Consider the following 22495-nt stretch of genomic DNA (forward strand, 5'->3'; position numbering starts at 1 on the left):
TTCAACGCGCTGTATGGCAGATATGAACGACATGACCTCGAGTGAATTCGAAGCCCTCCTGACGGCGCAACGCAGCGCGATGAACCGCGACGCTTCGGCGCCGGCGTCCACCGAGACGCCGACGCTGACGAAGGCGGAACTGGCGGAGCTGCTGTTCGACAGCGTCGGGCTGAACAAGCGTGAAGCGAAGGACATGGTCGAGGCGTTTTTCGAAGTGATCCGCGACGCGCTCGAAAACGGCGAAAGCGTCAAGCTGTCGGGGTTCGGCAATTTCCAGTTGCGCGACAAGCCGCAGCGTCCGGGCCGCAATCCGAAGACGGGCGAGGCGATTCCGATCGCGGCCCGCCGGGTGGTAACCTTCCACGCGAGCCAGAAGCTGAAGGCGCTGGTCGAAAACGGCGCGGAGTAATACGCGCGCCCACGCCCCGCGCGGCCGCCGCGCACCCTTTACCGACGGTTAACCGACGATGACCACCACGGTTGAGAAAGTCGTCTTGCCTCCGATTCCCGCGAAGCGCTACTTCACGATCGGCGAAGTCAGCGAACTGTGCGGGGTCAAACCACATGTGCTGCGTTACTGGGAACAGGAATTCACGCAGCTGCGGCCGGTGAAGCGGCGCGGCAATCGTCGGTATTACCAGCATCACGAAGTGCTGCTGATCCGGCGGATTCGCGAGTTGCTGTACGAGCAGGGCTTCACGATCAACGGTGCGCGCAACCGGCTCGATTCGCCGGGCAGCGAGCGGGCCGCGGCGGAGCCGGTCGAACCCGATGCGCGGGCCGTCGATGCGCGCGGGGCGATCAAGCCGGGCGCAACCGTCGACGTCATCGCGTTGCGGCAGGCGTTGCTGGACGTGATCGATGGACTGAAACACGATTGAGCGCACGGCGCGCAAGATGCATTGAAAAGCCCGGTTGGCGACCTGCCACCGGGCTTTTTTTCATGCGTGTCCTGCACGCGGATCAGCGCGACGCGAGCGGATTCTTCCGCCCCATGTCGACGACCAGCGTGCCGTCCGGCAGCATCCGCACCGAGCCCTGCGCGACCTGGCTGCGATACCCGTACAGGTCGAACCGCATCGGGCCGGCCTCGGCCGAATTCCGGATCAGCGCGCGCACGTTCAGTTCGAGCACGTTGAACATCTTCATGTCGCCGCCTTCCATCCACATGTAGCTCGGCGCGTCGATCTGCGGCCGCTTCGGCGCGGGCGCACCCGCCGCGCGCCGGAACGTGAGCCGCAATCCGTCGCGCTCGACCGTTGCCTGGCCGAGCTTGCCGTTCAGCACGGGCGGCGGGAACACCGTGTACTGGTCGAGCACGAGCGTGTCGCCGCGCAGTTCCGCGCCGCGCCGCTGCAACGGCGTCAGCGACGCGAGCTCGATGCCGAGCGAGCGCAGCAGCGTCGCCTGAGGGATGCCGAGCACCGATACCTGCGACGGCTTGAATGCGAGGTGGCGGTCGTCGAGCACCGTCAGCGAGCCCTTCATGTCGGTCGGCAGCCAGACGCCCGGCACGTGATTCCACAGCTTGATGCCGCCCCGGACGCGCAGATCCTGGCCGTCCGCGCTCAACTGCAGATCGTTCAGCGAACGCGGCGAATAGTCGAGCAGGTAATTGTTGAAGAGCGCCGACATCGCCTTCCACGACTCGACGACCGTGCCGCCGAGAATGCGGATGTCGTACTGGTTGGGATCGTCGAGATCGACGGGTTCGCCCGGGCGCTTCGACACGAGCTCCACGTCGAGATCCTCGACATGAAAGCCGATATCGTCGGACAGGTTGAAGTCGACGTTGCGCAGGTGGATCGTCGGGTTGCGGTTCGACACGTGCCGTTCGTTGAACGGCGTCGTCGACGTCCGACGCATCGCGACCTTCTGCATGCCGGGCCGCACCGCGTCCGCCGCGAGCGCGTACGCTTCCCAGTGCTGCCGCACGTCGCGCAGCGTATTTTGCTGCGCGGCGAGGAAGCTGTCGTTCAGGCGCGCCGCCGCGTTGCCGAGCAGTGCGCCGCTGGCCGGGCCCGTATACGACGGCATCCGGATCGCCATCGCGCCGCTTTCGTCGAAGTTGAAGTAGCCGGCCGACACCTGGTCTCGATAGTGATACAGGTCGAACACGAACGTCTGGTCGCGCCTCGACGCGTCGATCGGACCGATCAGGATATCCGCGTTCATCGGCATCGAGCGCATGAATTTCACGTCGCCGCCGCGGATGTACATCGCCTGCTGCGGTGCATTCGCGGGCATCGCGAAGCCGGCATGCGTGCCGTCGTCGAGCTTCAGGTCGAGGCCCGCCGGCGTCACGCGCACGGCGGTGATCGTGAGTTTCAGGCGCGGCGGCGGCATCAGCTTGTCGACCGCCATCACGAGATCGTCGCCGGCGAGTTGCGCGATCGGCGTCTGCACCTTCAGCAGGTCTGCCATTTTCACGTTGGCCGCGCGCATCACCGGCTGTGCGTTGATGCCCGACACGCGCACGCCGGTCGGGTGGAAGACGAGCTGGCTGCCGTCGCGGATCGCGAGCGTGCCGGTCAGCGAGAACGGTACCCAGCCGTCGCGCTGCATCTCGCCTTGCAGATGGATCACGCCGTCGCCGGCCGACACCGCGAGCTTGCGCAGCGGCGCGTTGCGATAGCCGAAGATATAGGTGTTGAAGAGGGCGGTCAGCTTCGCGTCGTCGAGTGTGACCGTGCCTTCGTGCACGTCGATCTCGAAGCTCGTCGGGTCGTCGAACACGATCGGCGCGCCGGCCTGCGTCGGTACGAGCGTGGCCGACAACTGATGGATGAAGAAGCCGAGGTTGTTGACGACGCGGAAATCGACGTCGCGCAGGAACGTCATCGCGCCGTTCTGGCCCGAGTCGCGCAGCGTGAACGGGCGCGGTTGCGTGAGGCTGATCGATGCGAGCGACGGCACGGTACGCGCGATCTGCTGCTCGTGCGCGAGCCGCTCGGCCTTGGTGCGCTCGATCTTCGTCGACGCGCCGGATGTATTGCTGTCGCGTTGCGCAGCCGATTCCGCGCAGCCGGTGCAAAGCAGCGCGAGCGCCAGCGCGCCGCAGCCGAACACGCGGGATGTCGTGCGCGACCCCGCGGCGGCCGTGCGTCGCCGGCCGGAAACCCAGTCGAAAATTGCCAAAGGCGAGCGATGGCCGCGCCGGACCGCATTCCGCATCGTCTGTCTCCATGTCTTGTCTTGATCGACGGCGGTGCGCGCCATTGCACGGCGCGAGCGTCGATGCCGTGCAGTGTGTCATAGCGCGCTAGAGCGGCGTCACCAAACAACGGGCGCCCGGGCGCGGCGCGCCGGCGCGCGGCCAGACAATGGATTCGCGGGGGATGGGCGGCTGGATCAAACGGTCGTTTGGTTTGTCCGGCGCGGCGGTCGGCGTCTGTCGAAGCGGCCCTGAAAACCCGCGACCGGCCTTGGCCGGCGCGGGTTTCACCCGATGCCCGAACGGCGCGGCCCCGGGCATCGACGGATACGATCGACGCTGGCCGCGAGGTAAGATCGGCATCAATGGCAGGTTCGATATCACAAACACGGCAGCCATCACGGGGAAGCGCCATGGACCTGAAGGAAGTCGACGTACTCGGTGCGGGGGTGGGTGACCACTGGTACTACGCGTCGAAGGCGAGCGCAGTTCGCCGGTTCCTGGGCGCGTCGGGCGCGAACCGCATACTCGACGTCGGTGCGGGTTCCGGTTTTTTCTCGAAGCATCTGCTCGAGTGCACGCAGGCGACGGAGGCTTGGTGCGTCGATACGAGCTACGCCGACGACAGCGACGGCGAGGCGGCCGGCAAGCCCATCCATTTTCGGCGGTCCGTCGATCGATTCGATGCCGATCTCGTGTTGCTGATGGACGTGCTCGAACATGTCGACGACGATGTCGGTCTGCTGACGCAGTATGTGAAGGGGGCGCCTCCGGGCAGCCGGTTCCTGATCACGGTGCCGGCGTTCCAGTTCCTGTGGAGCGGCCACGACGATTTCCTCGAGCACAAGCGCAGGTATACGCTCGGCGGCCTCGAGGACGTGGCCCGGCGTGCGGGGCTCGACGTCGAGCACGGCGCATATTATTTCGGTCTCACATTTCCGCTCGCGGCCGCGCTGCGGCTGGGCGAGCGCGCGCGCTCGCATCCGCGCGAGCCTGCGTCGCAATTGCGTCGTCATCATCCGTTGGTCAACGGCTTGCTCAAGACGATCTGCCGCATCGAGTTGCCGATGTTCCGCTTCAATCGCGTCGGCGGCCTGACGGTCATCTGCGTCGCGCGCAAGCCGTGACGCAAAGGGGGCCGGCGCCGCAGATTGCTTGCATCGGCGCCATCGCGCCAAAAAATTTCACGAGAACATTCACAAAATGCATGCGACCCGTTCTAAATCGAGGAACTGTCTGTTATAATTTTTTTCTTTCGGGGCGTAGCGCAGCCTGGTAGCGTACCTGCATGGGGTGCAGGTGGTCGGAGGTTCAAATCCTCTCGCCCCGACCAGACAAGAACCCGCGTCAGCTCAGGCTGACGCGGGTTTTTTCATGGCCGTCGCTTTTTTGCACATCGCGGCGTGGCCCCGGTAAAATGCAAGGTTGATCCACGGAAAGCGCCGTGATTTAGCGGAAGAGGATTCCCCGAACATGACTGATCTTCGTCTTACCATGCGGTTCGCTGCAGTGCTCGCCACCGGCGCGCTCGTCGCCGGTTGCGGTACGTCGTCGCCCACGAAAGTGGACTACAAGAGCGATTCGAAATCGAAGGAAGCGTCGCTCGCAGTGCCGCCCAACATGCTCGACGAGACGGCCGATCAGCGTTCGCTGCCGCCCCAGGGCGGCGCGACTTCCCTGTCCGCGCTCAAGCAGGTCCAGCAGGCCGCGCCCGCGCTGGACACCGTCGCGCCGGCCGTGGCTGGCATGCATATCCAGCGCGACGGCACCGAAAGCTGGCTCGTGATCGACGGCAAGCAGCCGGCCGCGATCTGGCCGCAGGTTCGCCGTTTCTGGCAGGAGCAGGGCTTCCTGCTCGTCGTCGACCAGCGCGACAAGGGCGTGATGGAAACCGACTGGAACGAAACCCATCCGCAGATCAACGACGGCCTGATCCGCAGCGTGATCTCGAAGGCGATGGGTAATTCGTACGTGACGGCCGAGCGCAACAAGTACCGTACGCGTCTCGATTCGGCGCCGAACGGCGGTACCTACGTGTTCATCAGCCAGAAGGGGATGCGCGAGGCGATCACCGGCGCGAACAACGATTCGAGCAAATGGGAACCGAAGCCGAACGATCCCGCGCTCGAGACGGAATACCTGAAGCGGCTGATGGCCGTGCTCGCGCAGAACGAGCAACGCGCGAAGAACGGCGAACCGCCGATCGCGAACATCAAGGACAACGCGGTACCGAGCGACAAGAAGGCCGATGCCGACGCGTCGTCGAAGGCTGCCGCGGCGATCGCTGCGCAGAACGTTTCGCGCACGTCGGCACAAGGCAACGACGCGGCCGAAGCGGCCGTGCCGTCCGAAGTCACGCTCGGCGAGCCGTACGACCGGTCGTGGCTGCACGTCGGTCTCGCGCTCGATCGCGCGAACTTCACGGTCGACGATCGCGATCGCTCGAAGGGCCTGTATTTCGTGCGCTACGTCGATCCGAAGGATCTGAGCTCGGCCGAGCAGGGTTTCTGGAGCCAACTGTTCCACGGCAAGAAGGAAAAGCAGGCGAAGCAGTATCGCGTCAACGTGAAGGCGCTCACGGCCGATCAGACGCGCGTCGCGGTCGTCGACGATTCGGGCGCTATCGATACGTCGTCGCCGGCTCGTCAGATCATGGGGTTGCTCGTGAATCAGCTCCGCTGATCCCGGCGTTTCCCGCATCCTTGAAAAGCCCGCCATTCCGGCGGGCTTTTTTCATGGCTGCGCGCTGGCGCGCGGCGCGGCGAGTGGTTCGACCCCGCGTCGTGACGTTACGTAACATCCGAGCGTTACGACGACAAAACAAGTGTCACATTGTCGCTGATCTAAAAAATTGTCCTTATAAATCAACGGAATGTTGGGCGTTCGATGCCTGGCACGTAACCTGCTTTATAGGTGGGAATCGTTAGAACAGGGAGGATGGCGTCAGAGTCCGGGAGTGCGCCGCGAGCGCCCGAACAACGGTCTCGATGCCTTCACATGCCGACGCGACAAGCGCCGGCGCAACAGATGACGATCCGCGCCAGCGTGCGGATCTCGATGGCCCCGTCGCCTATCCTCGTAGGGCGACGGTTTCGCCCGCGCTTCTCTGAAGCGCGGGCTATTTTTTTGGTGCCGTCGTCATGCCGTCTCGGCGTAGCCGATGCGCGGTGCGAGATTCGCGTATTCTCGGACTTTTTCGGAAGGAGGAGGCGGGAATGGCGGAAATTGTAGTCGTGGCGCTGATCGTGGCGAAGCCTGGCGCCGAGGAAAAACTGCGTGCCGCGCTCGAGGGAATCGTCGAGCCGACCCGCAACGAAGCCGGCGCATTGCAGTACGACCTGCACCGGGATCTGAAGGAGCCCGCGCGGTTCGTATTCGTCGAGCGTTGGGAGAGCGAGGAGGCGCTGGCCGCTCATGCGCGTTCCGCGCATATTCTCGCTTATCGCGAAGCGGCCGCGGACTGGATCGAACGTTCCGAAATCCGCGTGCTGTCGAAGCTCGTCTGAGTCGAGCGGGGTGGAGCGACCGGACGTGTCCGGTCGCGGCCGCGCGTCAGTGCGACGCGCTGGGTACGTCGAGGATCAGGATGATCGTCCAGTCGGCGTCGCCGTCATGGTGATACTGGCGCTCGGCAACGATGAACGGTTCCTGTTTGCCTTGCGGGCCGAGGAACAGCACGTCGCCCTCCATCGGCAGGCACTCGATCGGCGGCAGCGCGAGAAACGCGTCGTCCGAGCCGCGGGGCATCAGTTGCTTGATCCGGCGAGTGGCGGCTTCGGTCCACTCGATGTCGAGTTGAATGTTACTCATGCTGTCCTCCGCACCGGGGTGCGCACGGGTGGAAAATTTCGGTGCGCGACTTTAGCACAGCGCGCGGGCGCCGCAACCAAAAAAGCCGAACCCGGTTGCCCGGATTCGGCTTGTCGCTGGTGCGGTGCCGCCGAACTTACTGGCTGGCAGCGTCTGCAGCCTTCGCCTTCTTGCCGGCCTTCTTCGCTGCCTTGTGATGCGCAGCCTTCTTGCCGTGGTGATGCTCTTCCTGCGCCGCCGGCTGAGCCGCTTCGGCCGCTTGCTGCTGTTGCAGCGCTTGTGCACGCTGCTCGATCTCGGCGATCTTGGCCGGATCGGTGATGGTCTGGATCTGCGTGCTCTCTTGCGCATACGCTGCGCCAGTCAGCGCCGACATCGCTACCAGGATAGCCAGGGACGTCTTCTTCATTGCTTTACCTCCGCTAAGTGGTGATGAACCCGAGTGTGCCGTTTTGTCTGGCGACTGCAATCGAGTGCGTGTCGAGTGTAACAAAAGTGACGGATCAATGTGCATCGGATCGGCGCACGACGCAAGGCCCCGTTGAAGTCGCGCAACACTTCGCGCACTTCGTCACGCATCTGCCATCCGCGGTGGTGCAGCGATTTTCGCGGTATCGTCAGAACCAGCCGAGCCAGCGATACACGTGGAATTGCGAGATTCCGACCAGCTCGTGCAGCGCCTGCTCGGCGTTCGCCACATTGCGCCAGCGCGGCAACCAGCCCGTCTGCGCGCGTCGGATGTTCGCATAAACGGGCTGCGGATCGATGCCGAAACGGCGGAAATCGAGCAGCGCCCGGCGCATCTGGTACGACGACGTGACGAGAACGCGCGCGTCGTCATACTGTGAGCGTAGTATAGATGCAGTGAATTTCGCGTTTTCGTAGGTTGTGCGGCTGTTCGGTTCGAGCACGAGGTCGGACGGCGCCACGCCTTGTGCGACGAGCTGGCGCCCGTAGACGGCCGCCTCGGTGTCGCCGTGATGCTGCGGGTCGCCGCCCGACATCACCACGGTGCAGCGTTCGGCCTGCTGCCGGCACGTGCGATAGAGCGCCGCGACCTTGTGGATGCGCGCGACGCCGTCGGGCGGCGGCTGCAATCCCGCGTCGGTGCGGTGCGTGCCGGCGCCGATGAGGATCAGCGTGGTTCGCCCATGCATGTCGGGGTGTTCGACCGGCGTGACGCCGGCCTCGGACCAGGCGATGAGCGGCGCCGCGAGCCAGCCCGTCGCCAGTAGCCAGAACAGCGCGGCGGCGGCGATGGCAATGGTTCGACGCTGCTTGCGGAAGAGCATGAAACCGATGAAGAGAAGTACAAATGAATCGAACAGAATCAATTTGATTGGGGTATGGTGTCTTTTTATGGACGGCTGACGATACGGCCCTGACGCGACGCCGAACAACGTCGGCCTCCAGAATCGGTGGCGGTTTCGGCGGGCGGAGACCCCGCCCGGCTCGCCGCTTCGCATTGTCGCTGCACTTTAAGAAAGAATCGAGATGGCCACGTATTCCAACGAAGCGGTGCTCGACGCATTGAGACGAGTGCAGTACCGCCAGGTACCGTGGGCACGCCGCCCGGGCGTGTTCGAGTATCTCCGTTCACTCGGCCTGATGGACACGGTCAGGCAGAAAACCGTTGCTCCCGCACCGGGCTTTCATGCACCGGTCGACATCGCCGTGCTGACCGACAGCGGCCGAGCCGAATTCTCGCGCCTCGAGCGCGACGAGAAATTACTTTCCTGGACCGATCGCCGCATGGACGACTACGCATTGAGCGAAGCGAGCGCCGTGGCGATTCTCGAAAGTCGCCTTTAACGGTTCTCCATCCCGTCCCGTGCATCGCCGCACGGGACGGCGATGCAAAAAAAAGCCCGTATCGCGAGGATACGGGCGTACCGGATACTTTTGCTGCTGCCACGCTGTGCTCATGGCAACGATGTGACTCGTCGCATGCGGCGCAGTTCCCGAATGCGGGCATTTTTCTTTGGCGAAATCTCGAAATCGGCAGGACTACGGATGACGCGGCACGCCCGGCGGCTGTGAGCCGATTCGGGCCCGCGCGTTGCTGGCGATGTCGCCGCGCAAGTCGCCGCGCGGTACGGTTTGCCGGCTGGACGGGTTCGCGGACGGCGGCTGTCGAAAGGTGTTCCTGTGATCCTGCTGGCGATGAGGTGGCTTCGCGCGATCGTCGGCGTGGACGGGAGTGCTCAGCGCCATGGAAACGACAATGCCGCATGCAACGAGCAGTGACATTGTTTTCATGGCGGGGCTCCCTTCAAGCCGTCCGTGCGGCCTGTTGATATGTCGCTAAGGTAAGCGGGGGAGTGCAGGCTTGCTGTAAATATTGGTAAATAGTTGTTTCGCGGCACGACAACGGTAATCGACGGCAAGGCATGCGTCGCGAAAAAGGACGCGTCGCAAAAAGAAGCCGGGCGGCCGAAGCCGCCCGGTCGAGCATTCGTTACGCCATCTTGACGGGTGCGCGCCAGGATTCCGGATTGGTCCAGAAGGCGCCGCGCAGCCGGTCGCGGCTCGGCGGGGCGGGCGGCTTCGCCGCGCTTGCGCCGATGCGTCCGCGCAGCGAGATCTGCCGGCCGCTCGTGCCGAGTCGCTTCACGATTTCGGCGAGCGTACCGTCCGCCTGCCATTCGTCGAAGCGGCGGCGGCAGGTCGGCGGGGACGGATAGCGACCCGGCAGTTTCGACCAGCCTTCGCCCGTCGACAGCACCCACAGCACGGCGTTGACCACCGAGCGGGCTTCCACGCGGGGACGGCCGCGCCGCTCACTCCGTGCGGGCTCCGAGCAAAACAGACCCTCGACCAGCGCCCATTCGTTATCTCTCAAATCGTCGAACAGCATCATGTCCTCACCTCAGCGAAGCTAACTCCGGTGCGCTGCCCTGCGCCGCGCACTCTTCAGGCACTCGATCGTCGAGTGCCGGGTGGGGGCGTCCGGTTGGCCGGCAGCGGCGTTTCTGCTCTTCCGTCCGACGAAACCTGCACCCTGTGCGCCAGGTGATGCACGAAGCGTGCCATGTCGGAGGTGAATCCCTCGAGAGCCGCTTGGCAGCGAGCTAACGGCTAAGTCAGCTAGGGGCGTATAAGACGCCAAAATAACCCGTGAGCAAATCGGGACAATCACCAATCTTGTGCAATTCGCCCATGTCACGTGCGTTTGCGAATGTATTGCACCGCAGCGAAACATGGGCGGCGAGTGCCGGATTCGTTCGCCGAAGCCGGTTTCGCACATTAGAATCCCGCATTGATATCGACGATTGATGAGGTCGGGACATGAACGTTACGCTGCGCCAGCTTCGCGTATTCATCGAAGTCGCGCGGCTCAAGAGCTTCAGCCGGGCGGGTGACGAGATCGGGCTCACGCAGTCCGCCGTCAGCCGTTGCGTGCGCGAGCTCGAGGCCGAACTCGGGCTGAAGCTGATCGACCGCACGACGCGCGACGTGCAATTGACCGACGTCGGCGCGAACCTGATCGCGAGCGTGTCCCGCTTGCTCGACGACCTCGACGACACGCTGCGCGAGATTCGCGAGATCGGCGAACAGCGCCGCGGGCGCGTGATCGTCGCGGCAAGCCCGACGATCGCATGCAGGCTGATGCCGCGCGTGGTGGCGTCGTGCGAACGCCAGTTCCCGTTCGTCACGCTCGGCCTGCGCGACGACGTGCAGAGCGACGTGCTGCGCAAGGTGAAATCGAGCGAAGTCGACTTCGGCGTCGTGATCGGGCCGCTGACCGTCGCCGATCTCGTCTGCGAGCCGCTGATGACCGATTCGTTCTGCCTTGTCGCGCGCGCCGATCATCCGCTCGCGGCGCGGGCCGAGGTGCCGTGGACGGCGCTGGATGGCGAGCGCCTCGTGTTGCTCGACCATGCGTCGGGCAGCCGGCCGCTGATCGATGCGGCGCTGGCCACGCATCGCGTCAACGCGATGGTCATGCAGGAACTCGGTCATTCGGCGACCGTGTTCGGGCTGGTCGAGGCCGGTGTTGGCGTGAGCGTGCAGCCGTGGCTGTCGCTGCCGCTGCCGGCCGGCTCGACGCTCGTCGCACGGCCGCTCACGCCGCGCACCGAACGCACCGTCGAACTGGTGCGTCGCCGCGACCGATCGTTGTCGCCCGCCGCGCAAGCGATCTGGGAGCTCGTGCGGCAGATGCCGGCGAGGGCCGAGGATCTCGACTGACGTTGCGCCTGTCCGGCTTGCCGGTCGGTACACTACGCGGATCGTGTTCCTGGGCGGTGGTTCTCGATGACGCATTCCGCAGGTTTTTTCCCGGCGAACGATGAGCCGGCGGCGCGCGCCACGGTGCACGCGCTGCGTCCGTCGCTGATCCGCGAGGTTGCAAACGCCGGCTTCGGCGTGCTGGACATGCTGCCGTTCTGGTTCGGCGAATCCGACCGCGTGACGCCGGACTTCATCCGCGACGCCGCGGCGGCGGCGCTGCGCGACGGTGCGACCTTCTACACGCACAATCTCGGCACGGCGCCGCTGCGCGACGCGATCGCGGCCTATGTCGGCGCGCGTCACGGTGTGACGGCGGCCGATACGGTGGCCGTGACGAGCTCCGGCGTGAGTGCGCTGATGCTGGCTGCCCAGCTGCTGGTCGGACCGGGCGAGCGTGTCGTCGCGGTCACGCCGCTGTGGCCGAATCTCGTCGAGATTCCGAAGATCCTCGGCGCACAGGTCGAGTGCGTGCCGCTCGACTACGGCGATGCGGGATGGCAGCTCGATGTCGGACGGTTGCTCGCGGCGCTGACGCCCGATACGCGGATGCTGCTGATCAATTCGCCGAACAACCCGACCGGCTGGACGATGTCGCGCGACGATCAGCGGGCCGTGCTCGCCCATTGCCGTCGCCAAGGCATCTGGTTGGTCGCCGACGAGGTGTACGAGCGGCTTGCATTCGACGAGGGCGGCGCGCCGTCGTTCCTCGATATCGCGTCTCGCGACGAGCGTGTCGTGGTCGTCAATTCATTCTCGAAGGCGTGGGCGATGATGGGCTGGCGGCTCGGGTGGCTGATTGCGCCGGCATCGGTGATGGCCGACCTGTCGAAGCTCGTCGAATACAACATGTCGTGTGCGCCAGGCTTCGTTCAAGCTGCGGCCGAGGTCGCGTTGCGCGACGGCGAGCCGTTCGTGCAATCGTTCGTGTCGGCGCTGCGCGACGCGCGCGATCACCTGGTCGCCGCGCTGCGCACGCTGCCGGGCGTCGACGTGCCGCCTCCGCCGGGCGCGATGTACCTGTTCCTGAGACTGCCGGGGGCGGCCGACAGCCTGGCGTTCTGCAAGACGCTGGTGCGCGACGCGGGGCTCGGCCTTGCGCCCGGTCGGGCGTTCGGCCCGGAGGGGGAAGGGTTCGTGCGCTGGTGCTATGCGTGCGATCCGGCGCGGCTCGATGCGGGCGTCGAGCGGCTACGCCGGTTCCTTGCGCATGGCGCGGGTTCTCGCTGAAGCGGGGACGGAGCGGGCGCCCGTGCCGTGCGGCGGCCTGCTCCGCTCATCTTTACGCACCGGGCAATTTTGCGTAATATGGCGTTCAGTCACGCGGTTCCGTCGTTGAGCCGTGCTGTTCCGTCCGGTTTGGGCCTGGCCTGAAGTTGGTTCGCCGCCCCCGGTTCGTGCTCCCATCAATATGACCGATCAGAATCGGGCGAGCGCGTCTTCCGTTCCTTTCGTCTGTTTGTTGATCCGGTTCGTTTGACCACAGGGTCTGGCCTAGCTGCATGAATACCCAAGAGGCGAAGATCGTCCTCGAGACTGCTTTGATCTGTGCGCAGGAGCCGCTGAAGCTCGGCGATTTGCGCAAGCTCTTTGCCGACGGCGTGTCGGCTGACACGGTCCGCACGTTGCTCGAAGATCTGAAACAGGATTGGTCCGGTCGCGGTGTCGAACTGGTGGCGCTGGCGACCGGATGGCGCTTTCAGAGCAAGCCGGCGATGCGTCATTATCTGGATCGCCTGCACCCCGAGAAGCCGCCGAAATATTCGCGCGCGGTGCTCGAAACGCTCGCGATCATTGCGTACCGACAGCCCGTCACGCGCGGCGACATCGAAGAGATTCGCGGCGTCACGGTCAATACGCAGGTGGTCAAGCAACTCGAGGATCGCGGCTGGATCGAGGTGATCGGTCATCGCGACGTGCCGGGGCGTCCGGCGCTGTATGCGACGACCAAGCAGTTTCTCGACGATCTCGGCCTGAAGGCGCTCGACGACCTGCCGGCGCTCGAAGAGCCGGCCGCGAACATCGAGGCCGCGCTGCTCGCGCAGCAGGCGATGGATTTCGATGGCGACATGCCGGTGACCGGCGACGCGGCGGCCGACGTGCCGCAGGTGCTCGCGGATGCAGCGCCCGACGGCCGGTCGGCCGAGGGGCCGGCCGACGTCGCGTCGACGCACGAAATTCCGAGTCGCGATACGCTCGACGCTGATCGCGAGCAAGCGGAACATACTGAACAGGTCGGCGCCGAAGCAGTGCCGACCGGTGTGCACCCCGAGCCGCAGCGTGCGGATTGGAGCGAGGAAGATCGCAAGCCGGCTGCCGAAGCGGCTGCCGGAGACGGAGCGGAAGCGGCCGGCGACATGCCCGGCGAGGCCGATCGGGCCGACGCCTCCCGTTCCGGTCCCGCGGACGACGAGACGCTGGACGACACGTCCGACAGTCTCGCGGATGCCGTACGAAGCGCCAGTGCGCCCATCGGCGCCGACGCGCTGCCGGACGACGAAGCAGAACCCAAACAGCGTCGCGCCTGATCGCGGCCAACTTCTTGCCGCGCCCGCGCCGGGCGCGAGACCTGACATTTTGAGGTTGTTTTGACAGATATCCACGATATTGAATCGTCCGCGCCTGCCGTGCAGGCGGCGCGTGCCGACGATGCGCCGGAGCAGGATGCTTCGGCCGCGGGTGGCGACGAGCGTCCCCGCCGCGGTCTGCGGCGCGGCCCGCGCAGTCTGATCGCGCGGCGTCGCGCGGCGGCCAAGTCGAAGGGCGCCGAAGGCGAGCAGCAGGGTGCCGAGGGCGCGGATGCGCAACCGGTCGACGCTGCCGACGCGCAGCCTGCGCGTGCGCCGCGCAAGGAAGGCGCGGCCAAGGGCGGTCGCAAGCCGGCTGGCAAGCGCGAAGGCGCGGCCAAGGGTGGTCAGGGCCGTCGCGGTGCATCGAAGGCCGAAGGCGGCGCGGCGAAAGCCGTGGAAGGCGATGCATCCGAGGATGAACTGTTCGCGTACGTGACGTCGCCCGCCTTCGACGCGGACAACTCCGCGGGCGGTAGCGGCGTGCGTGCGCCGATGCTGCGCCGCGGCCGCAACCAGTCGGCGAACAAGCGTGTGCTGTCGCCGGACGACGATGCGCCGAAGCTCCACAAGGTGCTGGCGGAAGCGGGCATGGGTTCGCGCCGGGAAATGGAAGAACTGATCGTCGCCGGCCGCGTGTCGGTGAACGGCGAGCCTGCGCACATCGGCCAGCGGATCATGCCGACCGACCAGGTGCGGATCAACGGCAAGCCGGTCAAGCGCAAGCTGCCGAACAAGCCGCCGCGCGTGCTGCTGTATCACAAGCCGACCGGCGAAATCGTCAGCCATGCGGATCCGGAAGGCCGTCCGTCGGTGTTCGACCGCCTGCCGCCGATGAAGACGGCGAAATGGCTTGCGGTGGGCCGTCTCGACTTCAATACCGAAGGTCTGCTGATGCTGACGACCTCCGGCGACCTCGCGAACCGCTTCATGCATCCGCGTTACAGCGTCGAGCGCGAGTACGCGGTGCGCGTCGTCGGCGAGCTGTCCGAAGGCATGCGGCAGAAGCTGCTGCACGGCGTCGAGCTCGACGACGGTCCGGCGAATTTCCTGCGCATCCGCGATGGCGGCGGCGAAGGCACGAACCACTGGTATCACGTCGCGCTGGCCGAAGGCCGCAACCGCGAAGTGCGCCGGATGTTCGAGGCGGTCGGCCTGATGGTGAGCCGGCTGATCCGTACGCGTCACGGCCCGATTCCGCTGCCGCGCGGCCTGAAGCGTGGTCGTTGGGAAGAGCTCGACGACACGCAGGTGCGCAAGCTGATGGCGACCGTCGGCCTGAAGGCGCCGTCCGAGGAGAAGGGCAAGCGCGGCGGCGCCGGTCCGACCGAGCGTCGCCAGCCCGATCCGATGCAGACGTCGATGGGCTTCATTGGCCGCGAGCCGGTGCTGACGACGCACGGGCAACTCGACCAGCCGCGTCGCGGCGGTGGCCGACGCGGCGGGCCGGGCCTGCCGGGCTTGAGCGGCTACGGTAGCCTGCCGGTTGCGCCGTCGGGCTACGGCAACCGCATGGGCGGCGGTCGTGATGGCAATCGCATGGGTGGCGGCCGCGACGGCAACCGCGCCGGCGGTGGTCGCGACGTCGACGGCAATCGCGCGTCGTATGGCGCGGGCCCCAAGCGCGATGGCGCGGGCGGCAAGCGCGGCGGCAGCAAGGGCGGCGGCAACCGCAATCCGAACGGCAATCGCGCCGACGGCGGCAACGGCGGCGGCCCGCGCGGCGGTCAGCGTCCGCAGCGCAGTCGTACGCGTAGCCGCTAAGCGTCTATTGACTGGATTGGCGTGCGGCGGCGCGAGGCTGCCGGCTCGCCGGTCCGACCGGCGTTCGGCCGGTTTTGTCGACGCGACGCATTGCATTGATGGATTTCGGCTGCATTTATGATGTCGCGTACCGCGACAACGGCGATCACCGGTTCGGTAGTTGGTATCGGTCGATCGGGCAGCCCGATTTCGCATTTTCGGTTCGTAAAGGCGGCCGACGCGCTGCTTTTACCGGCTGGCTTGGCGTTTGCGCCAAAAATCGCTATAATCGCGGAGTCGCTGGGCGTACGGATTCAATGTGCGGCTCAGGTGCGACCACCAGTAAGAAGATGGGCGTTCCGCCCATTTTTTTTTGCTGAAACGGTTAGGCATCTCGGGTAGCGCTTCCTGCGCCGGCTAAGGCGCGCGCCCGCGGGTGAATCGCGAGCGGCGGGCGCGAACACCTGAGAGGACACTGTGCAACTGACGGAACTGATAGAAACCACGGTCACCGGGCTCGGCTACGAGTTGGTGGATCTCGAGCGCACCGGGCGCGGCATGCTTTGCATCTATATCGATCAGCCTGCCGGCATCTCGCTCGAAGATTGCGAAAAGGTCACGCGTCAGCTCCAGCACGTCTTGACGGTCGAAAACATCGATTACGAACGGCTCGAAGTCTCGTCCCCGGGGCTCGACCGCCCGTTGAAGAAGCTGGCCGACTTCGAGCGCTTCGCCGGCAGCGAAGTTTCCGTGACCTTGAAAAAGCCGCTGGACGGGCGCAAGACGTACCGGGGCATTCTGCACGCGCCGAATGGCGAAACGATCGGTTTGGAATTTGAGGGGAAGAAGGGCGAGGCAGCCATGCTGGATTTCACGCTGGCCGATATCGACAAAGCCCGCCTGATTCCGCAAGTTGACTTTAGGAGCCGCAAATAATGAGTCGCGAAGTGTTGATGCTGGTGGATGCGCTGGCGCGCGAGAAAAACGTCGACAAGGATGTGGTGCTGGGCGCTCTCGAGGCCGCGCTCGCGTCCGCTTCCAAGAAGCTGTTCGACGAAGGCGCCGAAATCCGCGTCCATATCGATCGCGAAAGCGGCGAGCACGAAACCTTCCGTCGCTGGCTCGTCGTGCCCGACGAGGCAGGCTTGCAGGAGCCGGATCGCGAGATCCTGCTGTTCGAGGCTCGTGAGCAGAAGCCCGACGTCGAAGTCGGCGAGTATGTCGAGGAACCCGTTCCGTCGATCGAGTTCGGTCGCATCGGCGCGCAGGCCGCGAAGCAGGTGATCCTGCAGAAGGTACGCGACGCGGAGCGCGAGCAGATCCTGAACGACTACCTCGAGCGTGGCGAAAAGATCATGACGGGTACGGTGAAACGCCTCGACAAGGGCAACTTCATCGTCGAATCGGGCCGCGTCGAGGCGCTGCTGCGCCGCGATCAACTGATCCCGAAGGAAAACCTGCGCGTGGGCGACCGCGTGCGCGCCTACATCGCGAAGGTCGACCGCACCGCGCGCGGCCCGCAGATCGAGCTGTCGCGCACGGCGCCCGAATTCCTGATGAAGCTGTTCGAGATGGAAGTGCCGGAAATCGAGCAGGGCCTGCTCGAGATCAAGGCGGCTGCCCGCGACCCGGGCGTGCGCGCGAAGATCGGCGTCATCGCATACGACAAGCGGATCGATCCGATCGGCACCTGCGTCGGCATCCGCGGCTCGCGCGTGCAGGCCGTGCGCAACGAGCTCGGTGGCGAAAACATCGACATCGTGCTATGGTCGGAAGATCCCGCCCAGTTCGTGATCGGCGCGCTCGCGCCGGCAGCCGTCCAGTCGATCGTCGTCGATGAAGAAAAGCATTCGATGGACGTCGTCGTCGACGAAAACGAACTGGCTGTCGCGATCGGCCGCAGCGGTCAGAACGTTCGCCTTGCCGGCGAGCTGACCGGCTGGCAGATCAACATCATGACGCCGGACGAATCCGCGCTGAAACAGGGCGAAGAGCGCGACCGGCTGCGTGCACTGTTCATGGCGCGTCTCGACGTCGACGAGGAAGTTGCCGACATCCTGATCGACGAAGGCTTCACGAGCCTCGAAGAGATCGCATACGTGCCGCTCAACGAAATGCTCGAAATCGAAGCGTTCGACGAGGACACCGTGCACGAACTGCGCAACCGCGCACGCGACGCGCTGTTGACGATGGCCATCGCGAACGAAGAAAAGGTCGAGAACGCAGCGCTGGATCTCAAGAGTCTCGACGGCGTCACGCCGGAGCTGCTCGCGAAGCTGGCCGAACACGGCGTGCAGACGCGCGACGATCTCGCCGAGCTGGCTGTAGATGAACTGGTCGACATGACCGGGATGGAAGAGGATGCCGCTAAGGCGTTGATCATGAAAGCACGTGAACATTGGTTCCAGTGAGAAATGACCATGGCGCACTGATTTGATGGCGGCCATATGGCCTGACCCGATGCTAACCGCAAGGAATCGGTCCTTGCACTAAGAGGAATGAATGGCGAGTAACAACGTAGCCCAATTTGCCGCGGAACTGAAAATGCCTGCTGGTGTGCTGCTCGAACAGCTGCAGGCAGCGGGCGTCCAGAAAGCGAGTGAAGACGACGCGCTGTCCGAAACGGACAAGGCGCGTCTGCTCGATCATTTGCGCAAGTCGCACGGCGCAACCGACGGCGACAAGCGCAAGATCACGCTGACCCGCAAGCATACGTCGGAGATCAAGCAATCTGACGCGACGGGCAAGGCTCGCACCATTCAGGTCGAGGTTCGCAAGAAGCGTACGTTCGTCAAGCGCGACGACGTGAGCGAAGGTGCGGAACAGGGTCAGGCGCAGGTCGCCGAAGCGGACGACGATGCGGAACTGAAGCGTCGCGAGGAAGAGGCGCGCCGCGAGGCCGAGCTGCTCGAGAAGCAGGCGCAGGAGCTGCGCGAGCGTCAGGAGCGCCTCGAGCGCGAGGAAGCCGAACGTCGCGCCCGCGAGGAAGCGGCCGAAGCCGAGCGCCGTCGCGCCGAGGAAGAAGCGGCGGCGAAGCGTGCCGCGGCGGAAGCCGCCGCGGCACGGCAGCAGGCAGCCGCGCAGCAGGCCGCCGCAGCCGAGTCGGAAGCACCGAGTGCGCAGTCCGCGCAGGACGAAGCGCGCGCGGCCGCCGAACGTGCGGCGCAGCGCGAAGCGGCGAAGAAGGCCGAGGACGCTGCCCGGGAGGCGGCCGACAAGGCGCGCGCCGAGCAGGAAGAGATCAGCAAGCGTCGCGCGGCGGCGGAAGCCGAAGCACGTGCGATCCGCGAAATGATGAACACGCCGCGCAAGGCCGTGGTCAAGGCGCCCGAACCGCCGAAGCCGGTCGAGGCGGCGAAGCCGGCCGAAGCGAAGGGCACGCTGCACAAGCCGGCGAAGCCGGAGGGTGCGCAGGCGCGCCCGGCCGTGAAGAAGCCGGCCGGTGCCGCGGCACCGGCCACGACGCAGGCGCCGGCAGGCGCGGGCGACCGCAACAAGAAGCCGGGCGCAGGCAAGGGCGGCTGGCAGGACGACGCATCGAAGCGTCGCGGCATCAAGACGCGCGGCGACTCGAGCGGCGGCGTCGACCGCGGCTGGCGCGGCGGCCCGAAGGGTCGCGGCCGTCACCAGGACAGCGCATCGTCGTTCCAGGCGCCGACCGAACCGATCGTCCGTGAAGTGCACGTGCCGGAAACCGTGTCGGTTGCGGATCTCGCGCACAAGATGTCGATCAAGGCCTCCGAAGTCATCAAGGTGATGATGAAGATGGGCCAGATGGTCACGATCAACCAGGTGCTGGACCAGGAAACGGCGATGATCATCGTCGAGGAACTGGGCCACCGCGCAGTTGCCGCGAAGCTGGACGATCCGGAAGCGTTGCTCGTCGAAGGCGAAACCGGTACCGATGCGGAGCAACTGCCGCGTCCGCCGGTCGTCACGGTGATGGGTCACGTCGACCACGGCAAGACCTCGTTGCTCGACCACATCCGCCGCGCGAAGGTTGCCGCGGGCGAAGCGGGCGGCATTACGCAGCACATCGGCGCGTATCACGTCGACACACCGCGTGGCGTCATCACGTTCCTCGATACGCCGGGTCACGAAGCGTTCACGGCAATGCGTGCACGCGGCGCGAAGGCGACCGACATCGTCGTGCTGGTGGTAGCGGCCGACGACGGCGTGATGCCGCAGACGAAGGAAGCCATCGCCCACGCGAAGGCGGGTGGCGTGCCGATCGTCGTCGCGATCAACAAGATCGACAAGCCGGAAGCGAACCCCGATCGCGTCAAGCAGGAACTGGTCGCGGAAGGCGTCGTGCCGGAAGAATACGGTGGCGATTCGCCGTTCGTACCGGTGTCGGCCAAGACGGGCGCAGGTATCGACGATCTGCTCGAGAACGTGCTGCTGCAGGCCGAAGTGCTGGAACTGAAGGCACCGGTCGAAGCGCCGGCCAAGGGCATCGTGATCGAAGCGAAGCTCGACAAGGGTAAAGGCCCGGTCGCGACGATCCTCGTGCAGTCCGGTACGCTGAACCGCGGCGACATCGTGCTGGCGGGTACGGCCTATGGCCGCGTCCGTGCGATGCTCGACGAGAACGGCAAGCCGACGAAGGAAGCCGGCCCGTCGATCCCGGTCGAAATCCAGGGTCTGTCGGAAGTGCCGGGTGCGGGCGAGGAAGTGATCGTGCTGCCGGACGAGCGCAAGGCGCGCGAAATCGCGCTGTTCCGACAGGGCAAGTTCCGCGACGTCAAGCTGGCGAAGCAGCAGGCCGCGAAGCTGGAAAGCATGCTCGAGCAGATGGGCGAAGGCGAAGTGCAGAACCTGCCGCTCATCATCAAGGCAGACGTGCAGGGTTCGCAGGAAGCGCTCGTGCAGTCGCTGCTCAAGCTGTCGACCGACGAAGTGCGCGTGCAGATCGTGCACAGCGCGGTGGGCGGCATCAGCGAAAACGACGTCAACCTCGCGACGGCATCGAAGGCGGTCATCATCGGCTTCAACACGCGTGCGGATGCTCAGGCACGCAAGCTGGCCGAGGCGAACGGCATCGATATCCGCTACTACAACATCATCTACGACGCAGTGGATGAGGTGAAGGCGGCGATGTCGGGCATGCTGGCGCCGGAGAAGCGCGAAGTCGTCACCGGCATGGTCGAGGTGCGCCAGGTCTTCAAGGTACCGAAGGTCGGCACGGTCGCAGGCTGTATGGTCACGGACGGTATCGTCAAGCGCTCGTCGTCGGTGCGCGTGCTGCGCAACAACGTCGTGATCTTCACGGGCGAACTCGAATCGCTGAAGCGCTTCAAGGACGACGTGAAGGAAGTGAAGCAAGGCTTCGAGTGCGGTATGTCGGTGAAGAATTTCAACGACATCATCGAAGGCGACCAGTTCGAAGTCTTCGAAGTGACCGAAGTCGCACGTACGCTGTAATCGTCGCGTATCGGCTCATGGGCGGGGCAGGCTTGGGCTTGCCCCGCCCATTTTCATGGTGGCGTGCCGAAATGGCCGCCGCTTCATCCTGATAAACGGATCACGGATCGATCATGTCCAGGAAACGTACTTCCCCCAATCGCAACGTTCAGATCGCCGACCAGATTCAGCGCGATCTGTCCGAACTCATCATGCGCGAGGTCAAAGATCCGCGCATCGGCATCGTGACCATCCAGAGCGTGGAGCTCACGCCGGACTATGCGCACGCGAAGGTCTACTTCACGGCGCTCACCGGCGATCCGGACAAGACGCAGGAGGCGCTGAACCATGCGTCGGGTCACCTGCACAACCTGCTGTTCAAGCGCCTGCACATTCATACGGTGCCGACGCTGCATTTCCATTACGACCAGACGATCGAGAAGGCCGTCGAAATGTCGCGCCTGATCAAGGAAGCGAACTCGACGCGCGCGAAGGACGACGACGAGGCCGACGCGCCTGCCAAGGACGACTGAGCTCGACCGGCCTATGACGAATGCTGCACCCCAACGTCCGCGCGTGCCCCGGCGCGTGCTGGACGGCGTTCTTCTGCTCGACAAGCCGGTCGGCCTGTCGAGCAACGATGCGCTGATTCGTGCGAAGCGCCTGCTTCTCGCGAAGAAGGCCGGTCACACCGGCACGCTCGATCCGTTGGCCTCGGGCCTGCTGCCGCTGTGTTTCGGCGAAGCGACCAAGTTCTCGCAGGACTTGCTCGACGCCGACAAGACTTATGAAGCGACGATGCGTCTCGGCCAGCGCACGACCACCGGCGACGCGGAAGGCGACGTGATCGACACACGCCCGGTCGAATGCGATCGAGCGGCGGTGGAAGCCGCGCTCGTGCGCTTCACCGGCGACATCGTGCAGGTGCCGCCGATGTATTCGGCGCTCAAGCGCGACGGCAAGCCGCTGTACGAATATGCGCGGGCCGGCCAGACCGTCGAGCGGGAAGGCCGCAACGTGACGATCCACGCGCTGGAACTGCTCGCCTGCGAGCTGCCCGACGTGACGTTTCGCGTGACCTGCAGCAAGGGCACGTATGTGCGCACGCTGGCGGAGGACATCGGCGAGGCGCTGGGTTGCGGCGCGCATCTGACGATGCTGCGTCGTACGGGCGTCGGCGCGCTGACGCTCGAGCACGCGGTGACGCTCGATGCGCTGTCGGACGCTGCCGAATCGGCGCGCGATGCATGGCTTCAGCCGGTCGATGCGTTGCTTTCGACGTTTCCGGCCATTCGGCTCGACGACGCGTCCGCGAAACGGTTCCTGCACGGCCAGCGCCTGCCGCTGTCGGCGCTCGAGCCGATCGACGCGGCCGATGGCGAGCGCGTGCGCGTGTACGACGCAACGCGATTGCTCGGCGTGGCACGCAAGGCGAATGGCGTGCTCGCACCGGAACGGCTCGTCGTGACGGCGCCATGACGCAGCGACGCACGCACGTGCACGCAGTAGCATGAAAAAGGCCCGGTCGATTTTCGACCGGGCCTTTCGTTTGGCGTGATCGCGCCGTGATGCCGCTGCCGGGTAGCGC

20 protein-coding genes, 1 tRNA gene and 1 pseudogene are annotated in these 22495 nt (G+C 65.3%); 16 read left to right on the plus strand and 6 right to left on the minus strand.

Annotated elements, in window-relative coordinates:
• Nucleotides 1-22: 22 nt before the first annotated feature.
• Both WS95_RS23800 and WS95_RS23805 read left to right on the plus strand, forming a co-directional pair.
• Nucleotides 23-409, plus strand: a complete 387-nt coding sequence (locus WS95_RS23800) for an integration host factor subunit alpha (protein WP_006486093.1) — start codon at nt 23-25, stop codon at nt 407-409.
• 58 nt (nt 410-467) lie between these two features.
• Entirely contained in the window at nt 468-881 is a 414-nt protein-coding gene (locus tag WS95_RS23805) for a MerR family transcriptional regulator (protein WP_034207104.1), read from the plus strand.
• An 82-nt stretch (nt 882-963) separates the two neighbouring features.
• Here WS95_RS23805 and WS95_RS23810 read toward each other — a convergent pair whose 3' ends face one another.
• Nucleotides 964-3174 (minus strand): hypothetical protein, encoded by a 2211-nt coding sequence (locus WS95_RS23810; RefSeq protein ID WP_059826765.1) that lies wholly within the window; start codon nt 3172-3174, stop codon nt 964-966.
• 393 nt (nt 3175-3567) lie between these two features.
• Here WS95_RS23810 and WS95_RS23815 point away from each other — a divergent pair, with 393 nt between their 5' ends.
• From WS95_RS23815 to WS95_RS23830, 4 genes are all read left to right on the plus strand, one after another.
• On the plus strand, nt 3568-4281 hold the full coding sequence (locus WS95_RS23815; RefSeq protein ID WP_059785432.1) for a class I SAM-dependent methyltransferase: 714 nt from the start codon (nt 3568-3570) through the stop codon (nt 4279-4281).
• A 129-nt stretch (nt 4282-4410) separates the two neighbouring features.
• Nucleotides 4411-4487: transfer RNA gene (locus tag WS95_RS23820), tRNA-Pro, on the plus strand.
• 140 nt (nt 4488-4627) lie between these two features.
• Nucleotides 4628-5836: an outer membrane protein assembly factor BamC gene (gene bamC, locus WS95_RS23825; RefSeq protein ID WP_059785435.1), complete on the plus strand. Its 1209-nt coding sequence runs from the start codon at nt 4628-4630 to the stop codon at nt 5834-5836.
• A gap of 533 nt (nt 5837-6369) precedes the next feature.
• On the plus strand, nt 6370-6660 hold the full coding sequence (locus tag WS95_RS23830; RefSeq protein WP_059826520.1) for a putative quinol monooxygenase: 291 nt from the start codon (nt 6370-6372) through the stop codon (nt 6658-6660).
• Between the two features lie 46 nt (nt 6661-6706).
• Here WS95_RS23830 and WS95_RS23835 read toward each other — a convergent pair whose 3' ends face one another.
• The 3 genes from WS95_RS23835 to WS95_RS23845 all read right to left on the minus strand — a co-directional run bounded on the left by WS95_RS23835 (nt 6707) and on the right by WS95_RS23845 (nt 8298).
• Nucleotides 6707-6964, minus strand: coding sequence for a hypothetical protein (locus tag WS95_RS23835; RefSeq protein WP_034207108.1), 258 nt, complete (start codon nt 6962-6964; stop codon nt 6707-6709).
• 136 nt (nt 6965-7100) lie between these two features.
• Complete coding sequence (locus tag WS95_RS23840) at nt 7101-7373, minus strand: hypothetical protein (RefSeq protein ID WP_034207109.1); 273 nt, start codon at nt 7371-7373, stop codon at nt 7101-7103.
• 208 nt (nt 7374-7581) lie between these two features.
• Nucleotides 7582-8298 (minus strand): YdcF family protein, encoded by a 717-nt coding sequence (locus tag WS95_RS23845; RefSeq protein ID WP_059826522.1) that lies wholly within the window; start codon nt 8296-8298, stop codon nt 7582-7584.
• 160 nt (nt 8299-8458) lie between these two features.
• Here WS95_RS23845 and WS95_RS23850 point away from each other — a divergent pair, with 160 nt between their 5' ends.
• Nucleotides 8459-8776, plus strand: coding sequence for a hypothetical protein (locus WS95_RS23850; protein WP_006495354.1), 318 nt, complete (start codon nt 8459-8461; stop codon nt 8774-8776).
• A gap of 195 nt (nt 8777-8971) precedes the next feature.
• Here the strand turns inward: WS95_RS23850 and WS95_RS35885 are convergent, their stop codons facing one another.
• On the minus strand, nt 8972-9223 hold the full coding sequence (locus WS95_RS35885; RefSeq protein ID WP_082725183.1) for a hypothetical protein: 252 nt from the start codon (nt 9221-9223) through the stop codon (nt 8972-8974).
• A gap of 202 nt (nt 9224-9425) precedes the next feature.
• A pseudogene (locus WS95_RS23855) lies at nt 9426-9821 on the minus strand (transposase); the annotation flags it as partial.
• Between the two features lie 431 nt (nt 9822-10252).
• On the opposite strand from WS95_RS23855, the gene WS95_RS23860 reads away from it, so the two are divergent.
• The 9 genes from WS95_RS23860 (at nt 10253) to truB (ending at nt 22386) form a co-directional block, all read left to right on the plus strand.
• Nucleotides 10253-11155 carry a LysR family transcriptional regulator gene (locus WS95_RS23860; protein WP_059785442.1) on the plus strand — a complete coding sequence of 301 codons (903 nt, stop codon included), beginning with the start codon at nt 10253-10255 and terminating at the stop codon, nt 11153-11155.
• Between the two features lie 66 nt (nt 11156-11221).
• Nucleotides 11222-12424 carry a pyridoxal phosphate-dependent aminotransferase gene (locus WS95_RS23865; protein ID WP_059826524.1) on the plus strand — a complete coding sequence of 401 codons (1203 nt, stop codon included), beginning with the start codon at nt 11222-11224 and terminating at the stop codon, nt 12422-12424.
• A gap of 272 nt (nt 12425-12696) precedes the next feature.
• Nucleotides 12697-13722 carry an SMC-Scp complex subunit ScpB gene (scpB, locus tag WS95_RS23870; protein ID WP_059826525.1) on the plus strand — a complete coding sequence of 342 codons (1026 nt, stop codon included), beginning with the start codon at nt 12697-12699 and terminating at the stop codon, nt 13720-13722.
• 60 nt (nt 13723-13782) lie between these two features.
• Nucleotides 13783-15525, plus strand: a complete 1743-nt coding sequence (rluB, locus tag WS95_RS23875) for a 23S rRNA pseudouridine(2605) synthase RluB (protein WP_059826527.1) — start codon at nt 13783-13785, stop codon at nt 15523-15525.
• Between the two features lie 456 nt (nt 15526-15981).
• Nucleotides 15982-16440 (plus strand): ribosome maturation factor RimP, encoded by a 459-nt coding sequence (gene rimP, locus WS95_RS23880; RefSeq protein ID WP_011351796.1) that lies wholly within the window; start codon nt 15982-15984, stop codon nt 16438-16440.
• The gene (nusA, locus tag WS95_RS23885; protein WP_034207114.1) at nt 16440-17915 is read left to right on the plus strand and encodes a transcription termination factor NusA; all 1476 of its coding nucleotides are present in this window, start codon (nt 16440-16442) and stop codon (nt 17913-17915) included. The genes rimP and nusA overlap by 1 nt, the downstream gene beginning before the upstream one ends.
• Before the next feature lie 91 nt (nt 17916-18006).
• Nucleotides 18007-20928, plus strand: a complete 2922-nt coding sequence (gene infB / locus WS95_RS23890) for a translation initiation factor IF-2 (RefSeq protein WP_059826528.1) — start codon at nt 18007-18009, stop codon at nt 20926-20928.
• A gap of 113 nt (nt 20929-21041) precedes the next feature.
• Entirely contained in the window at nt 21042-21440 is a 399-nt protein-coding gene (gene rbfA / locus WS95_RS23895) for a 30S ribosome-binding factor RbfA (RefSeq protein WP_006495346.1), read from the plus strand.
• Between the two features lie 13 nt (nt 21441-21453).
• Nucleotides 21454-22386, plus strand: a complete 933-nt coding sequence (gene truB, locus WS95_RS23900) for a tRNA pseudouridine(55) synthase TruB (RefSeq protein WP_059785454.1) — start codon at nt 21454-21456, stop codon at nt 22384-22386.
• The last annotated feature ends 109 nt before the right edge of the window (nt 22387-22495 follow it).

The sequence above is a fragment of the Burkholderia sp. MSMB1826 genome, from assembly GCF_001526325.1.
Lineage (GTDB): Bacteria > Pseudomonadota > Gammaproteobacteria > Burkholderiales > Burkholderiaceae > Burkholderia.